Source organism: Streptomyces sp. NPDC058701 (genome assembly GCF_042715295.1).
GTDB lineage: Bacteria > Actinomycetota > Actinomycetes > Streptomycetales > Streptomycetaceae > Streptomyces.
Genome location: NZ_JBHXSY010000021.1, coordinates 50,936 through 69,569, shown reverse-complemented (window position 1 = coordinate 69,569; position 18,634 = coordinate 50,936). Strand labels below are relative to the sequence as shown.

The following is an 18,634-nucleotide window of genomic DNA, read 5'->3' as shown; positions in this document are numbered from 1 at the left end:
GGGGCTTGGCACGGGTCGGTCTCCTTCTCACTCGTGGGGCGGGGGAAGGTGGAGGGCTGATCCGGACCCCCGGGCCGCGGTGGGGCGCGGCCCGGGGGCGGGAGGCGCGCACCCGCTCGCCCGGACCCTCGGCGTCAACCTACGGTTTCCGTCGCGGCGGCCGCGATGGACGCAATCCGGGGATCGTGGTGAATTCCTCCGCCCTGCGGGTGGGTTCCCGGGCCGATCGCCGCCCGGTAGTCCCCGGGGGTCAGGCCGGTTTCGCGCCGGAAGAAGCGGCAGAAGTACGCGGGGTCGGCGAAGCCCGTGTCCCGTGCCACCTGTCTGATCGTGAGGTCGGTACGGGCCAGCAGCCGCTTGGCTTCCAAGGTCTGCCGACGGCGGATCAGCCGGCCCGGGGTCTGGCCGGTGGCCTCCTTCACCAGCGCGTGCAGGTGCCCGGCGGACACACCCAGCTCCTTCGCGCAAGAGGCCACGGAGGACTCCGTACCGCCCGGGGACGCGATCAGACGGGTGAAGGCGGCGGCCAGCTCGGCGGCACGCCCCGGGGCAGCGGCGGCTCCCCGCCCCGGGCCCGGCTCGCGGTTGCGCAGGGCCCGGACGATCAGGATGTGCAGGTAGGCGCGGAGCACCCCGGCGTACCCCGTGCGCAAGGTCCGGTACTCGTGCTCCATCTCGGCCAGCAGTTCCGGGATCCCGTCCTGGCGGTTCCTCAGGGGCAGCCACGGCCGGTCGGCCAGCAGGTCCAGGGCGGTGGCGTCGTCGGGGTGGGAGAGGAGGAAGTCCTCGTTGAAGAGCATCACCCGGCCGGTGAGTCCGTCGGCGTCCTCCCAGTGGTGGACCTGGCCGGGCGTGATCACGCACAAGTGCGGCGGGTCCAGGGGCCGGTGGGCGAGATCGAGCACGTGGGCGCCGCGGCCGCCGGTGACGTGGACGATCTCGTAGAACGCGTGCCGGTGCGGGAAGCTCGCGCGGGAGAGCGGCCCGATGGAGTCGAAGGATCCGATGGCGAAGGGCAGGAGGTGCGGGAACGGGACCTCCAGTCGGTGCAGCGGCAGTTCGCCGGTCCGGTGCGTGCTCACGAGGTGGTCCGTAACGGGTTCATCGGGACAGTCTGCGACCGGCCCGCCGACTGGTCCAGACCAGGACCCGCCACCGGTGCGCCCGCCCGGGGGGACACGCCGCGGCCACCGGACCGGCCGGTCGTGTGCGCACTCCGGCGCGCACACGTCCGCGCCCTCCGGCCGCCGCTGCACGAGGAGTTCCGCCGAACCGCGTGACCCGAACCGCGTAACCCGAGCCGCGTAACCCGAGCCGCGGCGGATCGTTTCTCTTGATGTCGCAGAAACACACCCGCGTCCCCCGCGGTGTACGCGGCCCAGGGCCCGGGAAGACCTTCACTCCCCGGGCCCTCGGTCTGCCCCGGCCCGCACGAAAGGCCCGTGCGAAAACCCCGTGCCCCGGGCGCACTTCGCTCTCTACACTCACCACACGCGCTACCGACAGGTCGGCGCGCGCCTCGAACCGAGTGAAGAGAAGGGGAGCCGGACCATGTGCACGCACCGCACCGCCGCCGCGTTCGCTCCCCCGTCCCGGTACGACGTGATCCCGGTGTCTCACGGGGCGCGGTGCCGGCCGCGCGGCCGGCACCGTACGCCCCTGACGCACGCCTAGCGTCCGCTCCTCACGCCCCCTCCGTCCCGTACGCCCGGACTCCGTCCCGGCGGCACGGTCACGCCGCGGCCCGCCGCCCGGTGCTCCCCTCCGCGGGGCACCGGCGCGCACGGCCCGTGGACCGGCAGGGGGGGCGGGCGTGGGGACCGTCGTCGGGGAATCGCGCCGCCCCCTTCCCATCGTTCGAAAGGCTTCGGGCCATGCGCACCGACCGGCGACCGTTCGCCACCGCCTCCCCCGCCCACGCCACTGCCACCGCCCAGACCACCGTCCGCAACCTGGGCATCCTCGCCCACGTCGACGCCGGCAAGACCACGATCACCGAACGGATCCTGTTCGCGACCGGCGCCATCCACAAGCGGGGCGAGGTCCACAACGGCACGACCGTCACCGACTTCGACGCCCAGGAGCGCGACCGCGGCATCACCATCTTCGCCGCGGCCGTCAGCTGCACCTGGGGCGGACACCGCGTCAACCTGATCGACACCCCGGGGCACGTCGACTTCTCGGACGAGGTCGAGCGGTCCCTGCGGGTCCTCGACGGGGCGGTCGCGGTGTTCGACGCCGTCGCCGGAGTCGAGCCGCAGAGCGAGACGGTGTGGCGCCAGGCCGACCGGCACGGGGTCCCGCGGATCGCCTTCGTCAACAAGCTGGACCGGGCGGGCGCCGACCTCGACACGGCCGTCGCCTCGATCCGCGACCGGCTGGGCACGGTCCCGCTGGTGGTCCAGCTGCCCGTCGGGCGGGAGGACGGCTTCACCGGTGTGGTCGACCTCCTGGAGATGCGCGCGCTGCTCTGGCGTGCGGGCTCCGACGCGTACGAGGCGGGCCCGGTCCCCGAACCGCTGCGCGAGGAGGCGGGCCGGCGGCGCCGGCTCCTGGAGGAGACCGTGGCCGAGCTCCATCCGGACGCGCTGGAGGAGTTCTGCGCGACCTCGGCGCTGAGCGGCACGACCTTGGCGCGCGCCCTGCGGGAGCTGACGCTGCGCGGCGACGGCGTGGTCGTGCTGTGCGGCTCGGCATACCGCAACCGGGGCATCGAACCGCTGCTCGACGCCGTCCTCGCGTACCTGCCGTCGCCCGCCGACATGCCGCCGGTACGGGGCCTGTCGGACGGCACGGAACAGGAGCGCGCCCCCGATCCGCGGGAGCCGTTCACGGCGCTCGCCTTCAAGGTGACGGCGACCGCGACCGGGCGGCTCACCTACCTGCGGGTGTACGCGGGCACCCTGCGCAAGGGCGGGTCCGTACTGGACGCCGGGACGGGCCGTACGGAGCGGGTGGGCCGCATCCTGCGGGTGCAGGCCGACCGGCACGAGGAACGGGAGGAGGCGGTCGCCGGTGACATCGTCGCCGTGATCGGGCTGAAGGCGGCCCGGGCGGGCACGACCCTGTGCGCGGCGGGGGCGCCGCTGGTCCTCGAACCCCCGTCGGTGGCGGAACCGGTGGTGTCGGTCGCCGTCGAGGCCCGCGGCAGCGCCGACACCGGCCGGCTCGCGTCGGCGCTGGCGCGGCTCGTCGAGGAGGATCCGTCGCTGGCGGTGCGGTCCGACGCCGAGACCGGGCAGACCGTGCTGTCGGGGATGGGCGAGCTGCACCTGGAGGTCGCGGTGGAGAAGATCCGCAGCGGCCACGGGGTCGAGGTCGTCGTGGGCAGGCCGCAGGTCTCCTACCGGGAGACCGTCGTGCGCGGCGTGTCGGGCCTGGTCTACCGGCACGTCAAACAGGACGGTGGCGCGGGCCAGTTCGCGCACGTCGTCATCGACGTCGAGCCCGCCGAGGAGGTCGGGCCGAGCGGCGCCGCGGGCTTCACGTTCCGCTCGGTGGTCGGCGGCGGCCGCGTGCCGCAGGAGTACGCGCGTGCCGTCGAGGCCGGCTGCCGGGACGCCCTCGCCGAAGGGCCCCTCGGCGGGTACCCGGTGACGGGCCTGCGGGTCACGCTCACCGACGGGGCGGTCCACTCCAAGGACTCCTCGGAGCTCGCGTTCCGCGCCGCGGGCCGGTTCGCGCTGCGCGAGGCGCTGCGGGCGAGCGCGGTGGAGCTGCTCGAACCGGTCGTGGAGGTCACGGTGACCGTTCCCGAGGACGGTGTGGGAAGCGTCCTCGGGGACCTCGCGGCCCGCCGCGGGCGGGTCTCGGGGTCCACCGCGGAGTCGGGCACGGCGGTGATCACGGCGACCGTGCCGCTGGCCGAGCTGTTCGGGTACGCCTCGCGGCTGCGCGGCCGCACCCGGGGGCGGGGCACGTTCACCACCCGCCCGGCCGGCCTCGCGCCGGTTCCGGCCCCGGTCGCGAGCGTGGTGCTGGACCGGTAGCCGCGCGCCGGGCGGCTCAGGGCCGAGGTGCCCCCCGGCCGGGGCCGCCGGGGCCCGGGGCCGCCCGGCACCTTCCCGTACGACGACGGCGCCCGCACCGGAGGGGTGCGGGCGCCGTCGTCGAGCGGGGGTGGGGCGGGGGCTCAGGCGCGGATGATGTTCTCCGCCTGGGGGCCCTTCTGGCCCTGCGTGATGTCGAACGACACCGTTTCGCCCTCGGTCAGTTCGCGGTATCCGTTGCCGGAGATGTTGGAGTAGTGGGCGAAGACGTCCGGTCCGCCCCCGTCCTGGGCGATGAAGCCGAAGCCCTTTTCGGAGTTGAACCACTTCACGGTGCCGCTGGCCATGCTCGTCCTTCTGTCCAATGCTGCGAGCGGCCCGGATCGGGGCCGCCCGGGTGCCCGTGGTCGGGCGCCCGACACCTTCCTCCCCGCACCGTCCGGCGTCTACACCTGCTCGCCGGAACTCGTCGCGGACCGCGTCCGCACCCGGCGAGCAGACCCCCCACCGGCGACTCCGCGCGCCGCCCGCGGACCGCCGGGGGGAAGATGGGAGGGGGCCGACGCGGAGACAGGAGTGATCATGTTCCGGGACACGAAGGCATTCAGCGGATTCTCGGTGGACGACGTCGGGGCGGCCGAGGAGTTCTACGGCGGAACGCTCGGTCTGCGGGTCACCCGGGAGCACGGCATGCTCTTCCTGCACCTCGGGGGCGGCGGCTCCGTGCTGCTGTACCCCAAGGACGACCACCGGCCGGCGGAGTTCACCGTGCTGAACTTCCCAGTGGCTGACATCGAGGAGAGGGTCGACGCCCTCGCGGCCCTCGGGGTGGCCTTCGAGCGCTATCCGGGCTTCGACCAGGACGCCAAGGGCATCGCCCGCGGGGAGGGCGACGCCATGCCGTCCATCGCCTGGTTCAAGGACCCGGCCGGAAACGTCCTGTCTCTGGTCGACGAGTAGGGAGCGTCCCGGACGAGGCCGGCACGCGCTCCGGCAGCCGTAGGTGCACCCATCGGGCTGTGTCCCGGGCGGGGGTTTGTCGCGGGAGCGCACCGGCACGGGATGATGGGCGCATGAGCGAGTACCGATCCACCCTCGACAGCACCGACCCGGCGTCCCTCCCGCGCGAGTCGCGCCCGCCCGCGTACCGGCACAAACTCCGCTACGAGAACCACGACACGGCGCTCGACTCCCAGGACACCCCCGCGCAGCAGTGGACCGGGCGGGTACCCACCGGCAAGACCACGGTGACGTGCCTGTGCGGCCTGGACACGGGTGCGGTCCCGAGCGACGAGGCGCACCTCGTGTACGAGGAGCACCGCAACCAGATCCGCGACGAGATCGCCACCGACCCGCGCGCCTGAACCGACCCGTGCGCCTGAACCGGTCCGTACGCGGGGCGGGCCACGGTGGAGCCGGACCGCGGCGGGGTCGTCGCAGGGGACGCGGCGGGGACCCGGCCGGGCGCGGCCACACGGCCGGACGCGGGGCGGCGACGCGCCGGGCACCGGCCCTGGCCGATCGGGTGACGTCCGGGCGCGGTCGAACGCCTGTCGCGGCGAGCGTGGCTAGCGTGGACGAGCGCATCTCGTTCCCGTCCCCGAGCCCCCGCGGAGCAGGTCCATGAGCACCACCCCCCTCACGTCGCTGACCGGGAAGTACACCCTCGACCCCGCACACAGCCAGATCGGCTTCGTGGCCCGGCACGCCATGGTCACCAAGGTGCGCGGCGCGTTCAACGAGTTCGAGGGAACCGGCTACTTCGACGGTGAGGACCCCTCCAAGTCCTCCGCCTCGATCACGATCAAGTCCGCGAGCATCGACACCCGCAACGAGCAGCGCGACGGGCACCTGCGGACCAACGACTTCCTGGACGCGCCGGCCTTCCCCGAGATCACCTTCGTGTCGACCGGTGTACAGCGGCTGGGCGACACCACCTTCCGGCTGACCGGCGACCTCTCCATCAAGGACGTCACCCGCCCGCTCGGCATCGACTTCGAGTTCCAGGGCAGCGCCACGGATCCGTACGGGAACCTGCGCGTCGGCTTCGAGGGCACGGCGGCGATCAGCCGCAAGGACTACGGCATCACCTGGAACGCCGCTCTGGAGGGCGGTGGCGTCCTGGTCGGGGACAAGGTGGTCCTGGAGTTCGAGGTGTCCGCGATCCGTCAGCCCTGACCCACCGGCGGCCCAGGTCTCCGTAGACGCCGCTGCCGGCGCTCCGGCGCCCCGGCAGCGGCCCCGTGCCGGGGCCGCCGCGCCGCGCCGCACGACGGCGTCGAGACCGTGACGGAACCGCTCCGCACCGGCCTGTACGCGGAATCAGGCGCCCCCCGCCGGGCGTGGCGCCCCCGCCTCCCGCCCGCGCGCGTCGGGCCGCGCTCCGCGGAGCCCTCCCGGCGCGCGCCCTGCCCGCGGTCTCCCGGCAGCAACCTGCACCCCGTACCCGTACGTGCCACCGGCCGACGCGACGGCAGCGGGACCGCCCCCACCGTACGCAGCTGCGCGGCCCGCGCGCGGCCCGTCGAGCCGTCCCCCGTGTGGCGGGCGAGGACGAGGCTCGTGAGCATGCGACCCGCCGGAGCCCCGACGGCCGTGCGGCCGGCCGCATGTGCGTGGGGAGCGGGCGCAGTTGCTCCATACCGACGGATGCGGCGGCCCGCCGTTCCCCGCTCGCCGTACGGGCAGACGGCCTCAACACCCGCGCGGTTCCCGTCCGTTCGACGGCCGGCGCCGCGAGGGCAGCACGTCGGCACCGAGGCCCGAATCCGCCCCCCTCGCCCACCGTCGGGGCGCCCCCGTGGAGGGCGGCAACTTCCCGCGGCCCGACACGCCGACGTCAACGCGTGTCGTTTTTGCATATATTCGCAGATCTGTTACAGAATCGATACAATCCAAGCCATGTCCGGAAAGGAATTCGGGACGCCATCGGAGAAAACTGTCGGCCGTCGCACGCCAGGAATCACGTCACTGAAAGCAGGGCCTTCAGGTATCCGATCGACCGCTATCTGCATCCGAACGCGGAGGTACTACGATGTCCGTCCCCAGGGCCGACTCCCGTAAGACTCGACAGGATTACCCACTTGCTCGCCGCGCCGCCAGATTTCGAATCCCTCGCGTCTTTCCCCTCCTCTTCACCCTGACCGCCGGCATACTGGTCGGCCCCGCCTCCCCCGCTCATGCGGCCCCCGAATACGGCGCCAAAGCCGTTGCCGTCGCGGCCTCCAAAGAGGGAGCCCCCTACGCCCGCGGGGCGACGGGTCCCAAACGCTTCGACTGCTCGGGCCTGACCCTTTATTCCTTCAGGAAAGCGGGCAGACGGCTGCCCCGCACCGCCGAGCAGCAGTACGAGCAGACCTCCCACGTCTCCCGCAGCAACCGCGCACTGGGAGACCTGGTGTTCTTCCCCAAGGGCTCGACCGTGGAGCACGTCGGCATCTACGCCGGCCACGACAAGATCTGGCACGCCCCCCGCCCGGGCACCCGCGTACGGCTGGAGCGAATCTGGAGCGGAAACGTCCGCTACGGCCGCGCCCGTTGACCACGCACACCCCCACCGGCACGCCGACGGGGGCCCGCACCGTGGTGCGGGCCCCCGGACCTGGCGGAGCATCAGGCGGAAGGGCCGCCGTACGGTGCGCCGTTGCCGTAGTAGTGACCGAGCCGCTCGCGGTACTCGGTGTCCTCCAGGTGCTTGTTCCGGTGGAACTCCGGAGCGGCCTTGATCTCGTCCTTCGTACGGTCGACGTAGATCTTCTTCTCGTCCACGTCGACCTTCGTGATGGCGCCCGCCGGGAGCAGGACCTCCTTGCCGAAGATCCACACACCGGTGTCGACCACCAGGTAGGACGAGCCGACTTCATCGGAGTGCTTGTCGACCTTGCCGATGACGCCCTCGGTCGCCTCGACCTTGAATCCGGTCAGATCGGTGCCCCGGAGGAAACCCGAAGTCTGGCGATAGGCCCACACGTTGTTCGTCACGGAAAGCCAACTCCTTCATATCGAACGGTCGATGGCCGAACGGATCGGCCGGGAGAATCTCTCGACGGCTACCAGCGGTACCAGCGACCACTGCTGCCCTTGGGGCGGGCGACAAAGCCGACGAGCCATACGACCAGCACGATGACCGCAATCCACCACAATGCCTTCAAGGCGAAACCGGCACCGAACAGGATCAGGGCGAGCAGAAGAACAAGAAGCAGGGGAACCATTGTTATCAACCTCCAGAGCCTCTGCTGCCCCGATGTCCCGCGCTTACACAGAACTAAACAGAACCGTCCGACCCTCCGGCGGACATGGCGGGACCGTGCCCCTCCGGGGAGGATCGAATCGACGTAGCCGCCGTCGCCGCGGAGGGCCCCCTCGGTGGTCCCCGGCTTCCCGGTGAGATCGATGAGCACGCTCCTGCCCGCCTGTCCGTCTGTCTGTTGTCTGTCCGTCCGTCCGTCCGTCCGTCCGTCCGTCTGCCGCGACGCGGCCGTGAGAGGGAAACATCCCCGTCGCGCACGGTCTGATTCATTTCACCGGCCCCCGCCGACTGCCGGACCGGGCAGGGGGTAGACGGCTGGCATGTCTCCTCACGCACGGCCCTCGTCCGGGTCCGGAATCTGAGCGCCCGGTGGTCCCACCGTCCTCTCCGCCCCCGCCCCCGTCCCCGCAGGCGTCACCACGGCCGCCCGCGCGCAGGCGCGAGCGCGTCGGCACCGTGCTGCGGGGCACCGTCGTCCGGGGCTGGCACGACAACCTCTCCGACTGCGCGGCGGCACTGACCTACTACTCGGTGCTGGCCCTGCTGCCGGCGCTGCTGGTGGCCGTCTCCCTGTTCGGCCTGGCCGGTACGCCGACCCGCGAGCGGCTCGTGTCCGACCTCACCTCGTACCTGCCGCCGCAGTCCGCCCAGGTGCTCCAGGAGGCCCTGGCCGGCCTGGTCGGTTCGCAGAGCTCCACCTGGGCCCTGCTCGTCAGCGGCCTGCTCAGCGCCCTGTGGTCCGCGTCCAGCTACCTCGCGGTCTTCCGCCGGGCCCTGCACACCATGCACCGCGTGCCCGACGCGCGGCCGCCGCTGCGCACCGCGCACACCATCGTGCTGACCGCCCTGACCCTGCTGGCCCTGCTGCTCGCGGGGGCCGCGCTCCTGCTGCTGTCGGCGCCCGCGGCGCGCAAGCTCTCGCAGTTCCTCGGCCACGACACCAGCGGGGCCTGGGCCGTGGCCCGCTGGCCGGCGCTGCTGCTCGTCGTGACGGCGCTCGTCCTCGTCCTGTTCCGCACGGGACCCAAACTGAGCCCCGGCCGCACCCGGCGGGGGCTGCCCGGAGGCGTGCTGGCAGCGGTGCTGTGGCTCACCGCGTCGTTCCTGTTCACGCTGTACAGCCAGAGCGGGCTCGGCACCTACAGCAGGGTGTACGGATCGCTGGCCGGGATCGTGGTCTTCCTGATCTGGCTGTGGCTCGGGAACCTGTCGCTGCTGATCGGCGCGCAGTTCAACGCCGAACTCCAGCGCCGGTCCCCCACGGCCGCCCCACCGGAACCGGAGCCGGAGCCCCTGCCGGCCGCCCCCGCGCGCTCCACCGGTCCCTGGCCGCCCTGGGCCAGGGCGGCGCGGACGCGCGGTACGAAGGCCCGCGCGGCGCGGGGCCTGCGGCTCTGACCTCCGCGGGCCGAGGTGCCCGTGCCGTCAGTGCTCCGCGCGGGGAGGCAGCACCATGGCGCGCCCCTCGTCGACCGAGGGGGCGGCGGCGAACACCCGGTCGGCCCCCGTCAGTCTGAGCAGTTGCGCGAGGTGCGACGGCTGGGAGCCCGCCAGCACCACGTCCCGCGCCAGGGTCGCCTGCAGCAGGATCGTCAGGGTGATCGAGTCGGCGAACGACACCTCGGTGACGTCGACGACGAAGCGTCGGACGCCTTCGGCCTGCGGGTCCAGGGCCAGGCGCAGCGGACCGGCGTTGTCGAGGTCGAACTCGCCCGCCATCACCACGACGCGTACCCCGTCCTGCTGATCCAGCACTTCGACATGGCAGCGCTCGGCAGTCACCCTGGACTCCCCTCCGTCTTCGTTCAGTGCGGCGATGGACTACCCACGGCCTGGAGCAACCATGCACGGTGGCTTCCGGACACCGGTGGGCGGCCCCCGGTTCGCCGGACCCGTCCGCCTGCCCTCAGCGCAGCGGCATGAGCACCTCTATGCTCTTGCCGCCGCCGGGCAGCGGGGTGATCGCGACGTCCTTGGCCAGCCGGCAGATCAGCGGCCAGCCGAACCCGCCCGGACCGGCGTACCCCTCCTCCCGGAGGAGGGCCACCGGCATCCGGGGGCTGGCGTCGACGACGGTGAGCACGATTCCGTCCGCCTCCATCCTGACGCCGAACCCGGTGAGGCCCCCGCCGTGCCGGATGGCGTTGGTGGCGAGTTCCGACGTCACCAGCAGGAGGTCGGTGAGGCCCTCGTCCGTCCCGGCCCGCTCCGGGGGCATGCTGTCGACCAGATCCCGGACCCGGGCGCGCGCCTGGGCCACCGTGGCCGGCAGCTCCTGTGAGAGCTCCGGGTGCTGCCGTCCTTCGTACTCCATCGACTCCGCCGTTCCGCCTTCTCCGCCGTGGCCCCCGCGACCCGGCTCGCCGCCCGAACCGCGGCCGCTGACAAGGCCCTTCCCCGTGTACCGGGACCGCACCCGTCACACCAGCTGGATTCCGATCAAGCAGGTGTCGTCATCGGTGTCGGACTTGCTGTGGGTGAGCAGCCGGTCGAGGCGCCGTTCCAGGTCGCGCGGAGCGTCCCGGGTGCGGAGGAGGAACTCCCCCACCGCCTCGTTGACCGACAGGTCCCTGCGTTCCACCAGCCCGTCCGTGAACATGAGCAGGGTATCGTCCCCCTCCAGCCGGATCTCCTGCTCGGTGTAGGTGACGTCGTCGAGGACGCCGAGCAGCAGGCCGTCCGAGAGCGGCAGCGACTCGACGCTCTCGCCGCGGATCAGGACGGGCGGCAGGTGACCGGCCCGCGCCCAGCGCAGGATCCCCGTCTCGGGGTTGTAGAGGCCGCAGACGGCGGTGGCCGTCACCTGGTCGGTGAGGCGGTGGGCGACCCGGTTGAGCCAGGACAGCAGTTGCCCGGGTCCGGCGCCGGTCACGGCCAGACCGCGCAGTGCGTTGCGCAGGACGACCATCCCCGTCGCCGCGCCGATGCCGTGTCCGGCGACGTCGCCGACGCACAGCATGACCTCCTTGGAGGGGAGCAGGACCGTGTCGTACCAGTCACCGCCGACGAGCGCCTCGGACTCCGCCGGCCGGTACCGTACGGCGATCCGCATGCCCGGCACCTCCAGCGGCGCGGGAGCGGGCGGCATGATGGCCTGCTGGAGCTGGAGGGTCAGCCGGACCCGGTCGGCCGACTCGGCCTCCGTGTGCGCGAGCTGGTCGCGGGTCGCGGCCAGCGCGACCTCCGTCCAGTGCTGGGCGGAGATGTCCTGGTAGGCACCCCGGACGGCGATCAGGCCGCCCTGGGCGTCGAGGACGGGTTCGGCGACCACGCGGATGTGCCGGGTGATCCCGTCGGGCCGCTGGAGCCGGAAGTCGACGGACGCGTCGCGCCGGTGGTGCAGCACCGTGCGCAGGAAGCGCCGGATGTCGACCCCGTCGTCCGGGTGGGCGTGGTCGGGCAGTTCCTCCATCGGGACGGGACGGGCCGCGGCGGACCGTCCGTAGATGTCGAACAACTGACTGTTCCAGGTGACCTTCCCGAGGGTCAGGTTCTCCTCGAACCCGCCGACCCGGCCGAGCCGCTGGGCGTGCTGGAGCAGGCTCGCCAGCCGCGCCGTCTCATCCTCGGTCCGCCACAGCAGCAGGAGAGCGGCGCCGTGGCGGCTGATGCTGACCTCGGCGACCGCCGGGAGGGCCACCTGGCCGACCAGGGCCGTCAGGGTGGTCCGCTGGTTGCGCAGCGGCTCGCCCGTCGCGTGGACCCGTTCGGCCTTCTCATACAGTCCGTTGTCCTCGGCGGCCGTGGGGTACGCCTCCAGCAGCAGGGAGCCGCTGATGGCGCCGCGGGGCCGCCCGACGGGGTCCACGAACCGCTCGTTGACGTAGTGGATGCGGAAGTCGGTCAGATTTCCCTGCTCGTCGAGGGCGGGCGTGAGGAGGAGGGCCGGATCGTGCAGGTTGTCGGCGAGGGCGGTGAGCTCCTCCAGCTCCGGCCAGGCGGCCGGAGCTCCGTACGCGCGCTCGGGCGCCGGCAGGTCGTGCAGGGTGTGGGAGCACAGCTCGGCGAGGGCTTCCAGCTGGCGCAGGACCTGCGGCGGCTGCGGAGCCAGCGGTGCGGGCCAGCAGACCTCCAGTACACCGTGGACCCGCCCTCCGGAGCCGGACGGCAGGGCGATCCGGCCGCCCTCGGGCCAGGTGTGCCGGCCCAGCGACGGGGCCTCCCGGTCGGCGGGGTGGTAGGAGGCCACCGGCCCGCGCTCGGTGAGGGCCAGCCGGGCGAAGGTGCCGACCTCCGGGGGGACGTAGCGCCAGCGCGCCGCCTCCACCTCGGGGAAACCGGCGTGTCCGGCGAGGACGAGCGACCCGTCGGTTCCGGCGGTCCACACGGCGACGGCCACCGCGCCCAGCGGGTCCAGGGCGTTCTCCAGCAGGGACCGCGCGACGGCCTGGGTGTCGCTCGCGGCCAGGACGCCGCTCTCGGCGGTGCGCAGGCGCACGGAGAGCGGGAGCGCCGCCGGGTCCGCCGACGGCGGTTCCTTCGTACGCTCGGCGAAGTCGGCGGCGAGCTCGCTGACCCGGTCCCGGGACGCCTGGTTGACGATGTCGGCGGCCAGTTCCAGCCGGGACACGGCCGCCTGGGCGGCGAGGCGGTCCAGCTGCTCCGCCGCGTGGGCGGGTCCGCAGCGCAGGCGTTCGACGAGGATGCCCTTGGCCAGCTCGACCAGGGCCCGCCCGTCGGCGGCCGCGTCGGCCTCCCGTACCTCGCGGCGCAGCCGCTCCACCGTGGCCACCAGCCGGCCGACCGCCGAGTCGGGCGGGGCCGCCGCTGCGGGGGGCCGGGCCGCCGGGGCGGCGGGCGAGCCGGGCTGGAGTACGGGCACGGGCACGACGAGCTGTTCGGACGTGCCGGTCCGGGTGGGCGCGGGCTCGGCCGCCTCGGGTTCCTGTGACGGGCTGTACGGGGTGCTCACCCTGTCCCCTTCTCGTTGCTGCGGTGTGCCGGCTGCGGTCCGCCCCGGCGCGGGACCGGCCCCGGGGGCCGGCCTGCTCCGGTCACGGGGTCAGCCAGCGGCGCACCCGGTCGATGAGGTCGACCGCGTCCACCGGCTTGGTGACGTAGTCGCCGGCGCCCGACGCGAGGCTCTTCTCCCGGTCTCCCGGCATCGCCTTGGCGGTGACCGCGATGATCGGGAGGTCCGCGTGGCCGGGCATCCGGCGGATCTCCGCGGTGGCCGTGTACCCGTCCATCTCCGGCATCATCACGTCCATCAGGATGAGATCGACGTGCGCGTGCCGGACCAGTGCCTCGATGCCGCGGCGGCCGTCCGCGGCGTGGAGCACGTCGATGCCGTGGAGCTCCAGGATCCCGCTGATGGCGTAGAGGTTGCGGGCGTCGTCGTCGACCACGAGGACCGTACGGCCGGCCGGCCCGGCGTCGGAGCCCAGGAACGCCTGCGCGCCGGGGACGGTCGGATCACCGGGTTCGGTCCGCGCGTACCGGGGCGTGTCCCCCGGCTGCTCGACGGAGAGGTGGTAGGCCATCCGCTCGCGCAGTTCGTCGAGGCCGGCCACCAGCCCCAGCGGCTGCCTCCCGGCGGGCCGGTGCGGCGCGGGCTCCGCCGGAGAGCCGGGCCGCCGGCTGCGGTGGGCCAGTACGGGGAGGCCGGCGAGCGCCGCGTCGCCCTCCAGGGCGGCCAGGAAGTCCGCCCGACTCCTCCTCGGGCATGCCGAGGTCGAGCACGACGCAGTGGAACGGCTCCGCGGCCAGGGCCGCGGCGGCGTCCGGGGCGCTGACCGCGGCCACGACGCTCCAGGATCTCGCCGCCCGCGTCCACGTCGATCTTCTGGGACAGGTCACGGCGGGCCACCGCCGTCGCCACCTGGGCGATGTCGCGGACCTGTGTCGCCAGGTTGCCCGCCATCGCGTTGACGGACTCGGTGAGGTCGGCCCACGTACCCGACACCCCGGGGACGACCGCCTGGCCGCCGAGCGTGCCCTCCGTGCCCACCTCCCGGGCGACACGGGTCACCTCCGAGGTGAACCGGGACAGCTGGTCGACCATGCCGTTGAAGACCGTGGCGATCTCCCCGAGGAGGTCGTCGGCCCCGTACGGCAGCCGGGTCCCGAAGTCACCGTCGCGTACGGCCGTCAGCCCGGTCAGCAGCTGGCGCAGCTCGGCCTCTCCGACCGCTCCGCCCGGCGCCCCGGCGGAGCCCTGCTCGGCCCGCGCGCCGCGGATGCCCGCCTCGGTGATGCCCATCCCGCCTCCGTTCTTCCGCGGCCGCCACAGGTCCTGGGGTTCCGGGGTTCCTCACGTCCGCCTGCCCGGCGGACCCCCGGAAGGCTACCGTCCGCCGTCGTACGGGTGACCCGGCGAACGCCGCCGGCCTGCGGCGGGCCCGTGCGGGGCACGACGCGGGGCGCAACGCGGGGACCCTGCCGCGACTGACCCGCGGCGGCTGGGGTAGGCGCGCCATGACGACAGCACCGGAAGGCGATCTCATGGCGAACCCGTCCGCGCACGGCCCCGTCGAGCGGCACGGCGGAGGTTGCGGCGATAGCGGCCCCGGCCCTGGGCCTGCCCCGGTGGGCCTGGGCACCGATCACGGCGCCGGTGCTGTCCACTGCGGCGGCGCCCGGGGCGGTGGGGAAGAGACAGATCGGCCCTGCCGTCCCGACGGCCCCGAACAGACCATCCGGAGCGTGAAGGCCGACGTGGCCGAGATCAAGGAGAGGGCACACCGATGAGCGAGGACCACGCCGACCAGAAGCACCCCGCACCCACCCCTGCGGAGCTGCGCGAGCAAGTACGGCGAACCCGGGAGGAGTTGGGCCAGACGGTGGAGGCCCTTGCCGCGAAGGCGGACGTCAAGGCGCAGGCCAGGGCGAAGACCGCCGAGGTGAAGTCGCAGATCCGGGCCAGGACCGCACAGGTGAAGTCCCAGGTGCACGAGGCGGCCGCCCATGTGGCGGAAGCGGCGCACGACAAGACCCCGGAGACCATACGGGACACGGCGGCGCAGACCAGGGACCAGCTCACCGCGTCGGCGCTGGCGGTTGCTGCGAAGGTCCAGGAGAACACGCCCGAGCAGGCCCGTGAGCAGGCCCGGGTCGCGGCGACGGTGGCGCGCCGCCACCGCACCGCGCTGATAACGGTCGGCGTGGTGGTCACGATCGCCGTGCTGCGCCGGGTCCGGAGGAGGAACCGATGAACACGTCCAAGGTCGCCTACAGGCCGGTCGGCCTCCTGCTCGGCATCGCGAGCGGCATGGCGGCCGGTGCGGCCGTCCGGCATATCTGGAAGGTCGTCGGCAACGACGACGACGCCCCGGACGCGACCGACGAGGACCGCACGTGGCGGGAGATCCTGCTCGCGGCCGCCCTCCAGGGCGCGGTGTTCGCCGTGGTGAAGGCGGCCGTCGACCGCGCGGGGGCGACGGGCGTCCGCCGTCTGACGGGCACCTGGCCGGACTGACCCGGAGGCCGGCGTCCCGTACCGCACGCCTCGCCTCGCCGCGCCGGGCGCCGGGCGCTGATCTTCGCGGGAGATCCGTTTTAGCCGGAGCGATCCGGGTAAGCGATGCTTCGTCTTGGAAATCCTGTTCCTCCGCGGAACGGCCCGGCTCCAGCGCCGGACCTCTCCACCGGGGACACCGCACATTGGAGAACCTCGTGTCCGTCGTGAAGAGTGCCCTGTCGGATGCCGACCTGAAGACCGTCGGCGAAGCGCTGCAGGGCGCGCTGGTGGATCTCGTCGACCTCGCCCTCGTGGCCAAGCAGGTCCACTGGAACGTCGTCGGCCCCCGTTTCCGGTCCGTCCACCTCCAGCTCGACGAGGTCGTCGCCTCGGCCCGCACCCACTCCGACGTCGTGGCCGAGCGCGCCTCCGCCCTCGGCGTGACCCCGGACGGGCGTGCGGCCACGGTCGCGTCGACCAGCGCCATCGCCGGGGTGCCCGAGGGCCTGATCAAGGACGCCGACGCCGTACGCATCCTGGTGGACGCCCTGGGCGCGGTGATCACCCGCATGCGCGAGCGCATCCAGTCCACCGGCGACCCGGACCCGATCACCGAGGACATTCTGATCGGCCTGACGGGCGACCTCGAGAAGCACGCCTGGATGTTCACCGCCGAAAGCTCCTGACCCACCCGTGAACGATGCCCCGACCGCCCCCGGGCGGCCGGGGCATCCGTGCGTCCCGGAGCGGATGCCGGTACCGCGCGCCGGCCCGGGCGGTCCCGACTGCTTCACGTGGTCTCCGGTGGGTGGGGGCGGCGGACGACGAGGACCGCTCGGTCGTCCTGGTGGCGCGTGGCGCGGGCGCAGCCCATCAGCGCGTCCGCGATCTCGTCCACCGAACCGTGGCGCGTCGTCTCCAGCGTCCGGCAGACCAGGGCCGTGCCGTCGTCGAGGCTCATGCCCGGGCCCTCCACGAGCCCGTCGGTGACCAGGGCCATCGTGTCGCCCTCGGCGAAGGTGCCCCGGGAGAGCGGGTAGCGCGTGCCGTGCAGGACCCCCAGCGGGAGGCCGCCCGCCGTCTCCTCGACCCGGGCCCCGGCCGGCCCGCACCGGACGGGCGGTACGTGTCCGGCGCGCGCGGACAGGACGCGGCCCCGCGGGTCGAGGAGGGTATAGAGGCAGGTGGCGAAGCCGGGGGCGCCCATCTGCAGCATGAGCTCGTTGGTGCGCTGCAGGACCCGGTCCGGGGAGGGGTCCTGCCAGGCGTACGCGTGCATGGCCGTCCGCACCTGTCCCATGAGGGCGGCGGCCTGGATGTTGTGGCCCTGGACGTCCCCGATGATGCAGGCGACCGAGCCGTCGGGGAAGGTGATGACGTCGTACCAGTCGCCGCCCACGTCCAGCCCCTCGTGCGCGGGCAGGTAGCGGGCCGCGATCTCCAGGCCGTCGATCGGGGGCAGCGCGGCGGGCAGCATGTCGCGCTGCAGTGCGCCGGCCAGTTCCAGGCGGGCGGTGCTGAGCCGGATCCGCGCCCAGGCCTGGCCCGCGAGTTCCGCCGTCACCCCGAGGAGCGTGCGCTCAGGTTCCGTGACGGCGTGGGGGCGGTCGTAGGTGATGACCCAGCCCCCCAGCGGCCTGCCCGGCTCGGCGGCGAACGGCACCATCAGGAAGGACTGCGCGGTCGTCGCGTCCAGGAGGTGGTGGGCGCGCGGCCAGGTGGCGCGGTAGTCCTCGCGCGAGTCGATGGCCTCCATACGGCCCGTACGGATGGCCTGCGCCAGCGGCTTCGGGGCGTCCAGCGGCATTCCGTGCAGGGAGCGGGCCATGGCGGGGTCGATGCCGTCGCCGAAGGTGACGCGCAGCCGTTCGTCCTCCACGAACGCGAGCAGCGTGCCCGTACCGGAGAAGGTGGGCGCCACCTTGTGCAGGATCGCCTCGGTCAGCTCCTCCTCGGTCTTGGCGGAGACGAACGCGGCGGCCAGCTCCCGCACGAGCCTGCTCTGCCGGGAGTGCTCCCGGGCCAGTGACTGCCGGCGCTCCACCGCGAGGGTGGTGTCGGCGGTGGAGCCCACGATCTGGCGCGGCCCGTCGAACCCCAGCCGCAGGATGCCGGACATGGAGGTCAGCCAGCGGTGGCCGCCCTCGCCGTCGGGGTGGCGGAAGCTGATGTGCGTCACGTCGGTCTCGCCGCGCCTCAGCGCCCGGAACGCCCGGGTGACCTCGTCCACGTCGTCGGGGTGCAGCTCGTCCAGGACCGCCTGGAGGGGAAGGTCGCCGGAGGTCCGGCGGCGGCTGTGGGACAGCGCGTTGTCGATCCAGCGGAACCGGTCGTGCGTTTCGTCGTACACCCACGCCGACTGCCCGCGCAGCGTGGCCGCCGCGTGCAGCACGGCCCAGTTCTCCCAGCCCGGGCCGGGTGGTTCGGCCAGGTCGACGGTGGCGGTGGTCCGGCCGGCGCCGTCCACGGCCGGGCGGGCCGAGGCCACGCACAGGACCGGTTCCCGCTGCCCCCGCAGGACGAGCGGTCTTCTCGCGACGGGCGGAACGGGACCGTGCCCCGCCGGGGCCGCCTCGGCGGCGTCCGTGAGGAGGCGGACGGCGGACCCGGCGTGTCCGGGCGGGGCGAGGTCGGCGAAGGTGCCGGACAGGAGCGCGTCGGCCTCGATGCCCAGCAGTGCGCACACCCGCGCGTCGGCGTCCAGGATCATGCCCCCTTCCTCCGCCCCGTGGGAGAGGTCGACCAGGAGCCGGGCGGCCTGCGGGTGGGCTGCGGGCAGGGAGGGGCGCATCGGGCTGTCCGTCCGTCTGGTCGGGGGCACGACGTTCCACTGAAGCGCAGGGGGTGGGGGGCGGCACAGAGGCTTCCGCCCGTACCGGCCGGGTCGAAATCCCGTACGAGCCGGGCTGAACGGCCCGTACGCGGGCGGGCCCGAAGTCCCGGACCGGCTCCACCGCGGACCGGTTTCCGTCCCGCGTGCATGCACACGGGGTAGCG

Annotated in this window: 17 protein-coding genes and 2 pseudogenes; 9 read left to right on the top strand and 10 right to left on the bottom strand. The window is 73.5% G+C overall.

Features of this window, described 5'->3' with window-relative positions:
* Nucleotides 1–134: 134 nt before the first annotated feature.
* The gene (locus tag ACFWW8_RS22545; RefSeq protein ID WP_386530729.1) at nucleotides 135–1,082 is read right to left on the bottom strand and encodes an AraC family transcriptional regulator; all 948 of its coding nucleotides are present in this window, start codon (nucleotides 1,080–1,082) and stop codon (nucleotides 135–137) included.
* A 792-nt stretch (nucleotides 1,083–1,874) separates the two neighbouring features.
* Here ACFWW8_RS22545 and fusA point away from each other — a divergent pair.
* Nucleotides 1,875–3,989 carry an elongation factor G gene (gene fusA / locus ACFWW8_RS22540; RefSeq protein WP_386530728.1) on the top strand — a complete coding sequence of 705 codons (2,115 nt, stop codon included), beginning with the start codon at nucleotides 1,875–1,877 and terminating at the stop codon, nucleotides 3,987–3,989.
* Between the two features lie 143 nt (nucleotides 3,990–4,132).
* Here the strand turns inward: fusA and ACFWW8_RS22535 are convergent, their stop codons facing one another.
* On the bottom strand, nucleotides 4,133–4,336 hold the full coding sequence (locus ACFWW8_RS22535) for a cold-shock protein (protein ID WP_267719484.1): 204 nt from the start codon (nucleotides 4,334–4,336) through the stop codon (nucleotides 4,133–4,135).
* A 235-nt stretch (nucleotides 4,337–4,571) separates the two neighbouring features.
* Here ACFWW8_RS22535 and ACFWW8_RS22530 point away from each other — a divergent pair, with 235 nt between their 5' ends.
* The 4 genes from ACFWW8_RS22530 (at nucleotide 4,572) to ACFWW8_RS22515 (ending at nucleotide 7,530) form a co-directional block, all read left to right on the top strand.
* Complete coding sequence (locus ACFWW8_RS22530; protein ID WP_386530727.1) at nucleotides 4,572–4,949, top strand: VOC family protein; 378 nt, start codon at nucleotides 4,572–4,574, stop codon at nucleotides 4,947–4,949.
* 113 nt (nucleotides 4,950–5,062) lie between these two features.
* Nucleotides 5,063–5,353 (top strand): hypothetical protein, encoded by a 291-nt coding sequence (locus ACFWW8_RS22525; RefSeq protein WP_386530726.1) that lies wholly within the window; start codon nucleotides 5,063–5,065, stop codon nucleotides 5,351–5,353.
* Nucleotides 5,354–5,612: 259 nt separating this feature from the next.
* On the top strand, nucleotides 5,613–6,167 hold the full coding sequence (locus tag ACFWW8_RS22520; RefSeq protein WP_386530725.1) for a YceI family protein: 555 nt from the start codon (nucleotides 5,613–5,615) through the stop codon (nucleotides 6,165–6,167).
* Between the two features lie 856 nt (nucleotides 6,168–7,023).
* Entirely contained in the window at nucleotides 7,024–7,530 is a 507-nt protein-coding gene (locus ACFWW8_RS22515) for a C40 family peptidase (RefSeq protein WP_386530724.1), read from the top strand.
* Nucleotides 7,531–7,601: 71 nt separating this feature from the next.
* On the opposite strand, the gene ACFWW8_RS22510 is transcribed toward ACFWW8_RS22515, so the two are convergent.
* Nucleotides 7,602–7,970 (bottom strand): PRC-barrel domain-containing protein, encoded by a 369-nt coding sequence (locus ACFWW8_RS22510; RefSeq protein WP_386530723.1) that lies wholly within the window; start codon nucleotides 7,968–7,970, stop codon nucleotides 7,602–7,604.
* A 68-nt stretch (nucleotides 7,971–8,038) separates the two neighbouring features.
* A complete protein-coding gene (locus ACFWW8_RS22505) occupies nucleotides 8,039–8,200 on the bottom strand; it encodes a hydrophobic protein (protein WP_267726685.1) in 162 nt (53 codons plus the stop codon).
* Nucleotides 8,201–8,694: 494 nt separating this feature from the next.
* Between ACFWW8_RS22505 and ACFWW8_RS22500 the strand changes: the two genes are divergently transcribed.
* On the top strand, nucleotides 8,695–9,636 hold the full coding sequence (locus tag ACFWW8_RS22500) for a YihY/virulence factor BrkB family protein (protein WP_386530722.1): 942 nt from the start codon (nucleotides 8,695–8,697) through the stop codon (nucleotides 9,634–9,636).
* Nucleotides 9,637–9,663: 27 nt separating this feature from the next.
* Here the strand turns inward: ACFWW8_RS22500 and ACFWW8_RS22495 are convergent, their stop codons facing one another.
* The 5 genes and pseudogenes from ACFWW8_RS22495 to ACFWW8_RS22475 all read right to left on the bottom strand — a co-directional run.
* Nucleotides 9,664–10,020: an STAS domain-containing protein gene (locus ACFWW8_RS22495; RefSeq protein WP_386530721.1), complete on the bottom strand. Its 357-nt coding sequence runs from the start codon at nucleotides 10,018–10,020 to the stop codon at nucleotides 9,664–9,666.
* A 124-nt stretch (nucleotides 10,021–10,144) separates the two neighbouring features.
* Nucleotides 10,145–10,552 carry an ATP-binding protein gene (locus ACFWW8_RS22490; protein WP_386530720.1) on the bottom strand — a complete coding sequence of 136 codons (408 nt, stop codon included), beginning with the start codon at nucleotides 10,550–10,552 and terminating at the stop codon, nucleotides 10,145–10,147.
* Between the two features lie 105 nt (nucleotides 10,553–10,657).
* The gene (locus ACFWW8_RS22485) at nucleotides 10,658–13,150 is read right to left on the bottom strand and encodes a SpoIIE family protein phosphatase (protein ID WP_386530719.1); all 2,493 of its coding nucleotides are present in this window, start codon (nucleotides 13,148–13,150) and stop codon (nucleotides 10,658–10,660) included.
* 82 nt (nucleotides 13,151–13,232) lie between these two features.
* Nucleotides 13,233–13,986, bottom strand: a pseudogene (locus ACFWW8_RS22480) (response regulator); the annotation flags it as partial.
* 1 nt (nucleotide 13,987) lies between these two features.
* Nucleotides 13,988–14,440: pseudogene (locus tag ACFWW8_RS22475) on the bottom strand (HAMP domain-containing protein); the annotation flags it as partial.
* A gap of 484 nt (nucleotides 14,441–14,924) precedes the next feature.
* On the opposite strand from ACFWW8_RS22475, the gene ACFWW8_RS22470 reads away from it, so the two are divergent.
* The 3 genes from ACFWW8_RS22470 to ACFWW8_RS22460 all read left to right on the top strand — a co-directional run bounded on the left by ACFWW8_RS22470 (nucleotide 14,925) and on the right by ACFWW8_RS22460 (nucleotide 16,323).
* Nucleotides 14,925–15,392, top strand: a complete 468-nt coding sequence (locus tag ACFWW8_RS22470) for a DUF3618 domain-containing protein (protein WP_386530718.1) — start codon at nucleotides 14,925–14,927, stop codon at nucleotides 15,390–15,392.
* Nucleotides 15,389–15,655 (top strand): DUF4235 domain-containing protein, encoded by a 267-nt coding sequence (locus ACFWW8_RS22465; RefSeq protein ID WP_386530717.1) that lies wholly within the window; start codon nucleotides 15,389–15,391, stop codon nucleotides 15,653–15,655. The genes ACFWW8_RS22470 and ACFWW8_RS22465 overlap by 4 nt, the downstream gene beginning before the upstream one ends.
* A gap of 197 nt (nucleotides 15,656–15,852) precedes the next feature.
* Entirely contained in the window at nucleotides 15,853–16,323 is a 471-nt protein-coding gene (locus ACFWW8_RS22460; protein WP_386530716.1) for a Dps family protein, read from the top strand.
* A 104-nt stretch (nucleotides 16,324–16,427) separates the two neighbouring features.
* Here ACFWW8_RS22460 and ACFWW8_RS22455 read toward each other — a convergent pair whose 3' ends face one another.
* The gene (locus ACFWW8_RS22455; RefSeq protein ID WP_386530715.1) at nucleotides 16,428–18,458 is read right to left on the bottom strand and encodes a SpoIIE family protein phosphatase; all 2,031 of its coding nucleotides are present in this window, start codon (nucleotides 18,456–18,458) and stop codon (nucleotides 16,428–16,430) included.
* Nucleotides 18,459–18,634 lie beyond the last annotated feature (176 nt).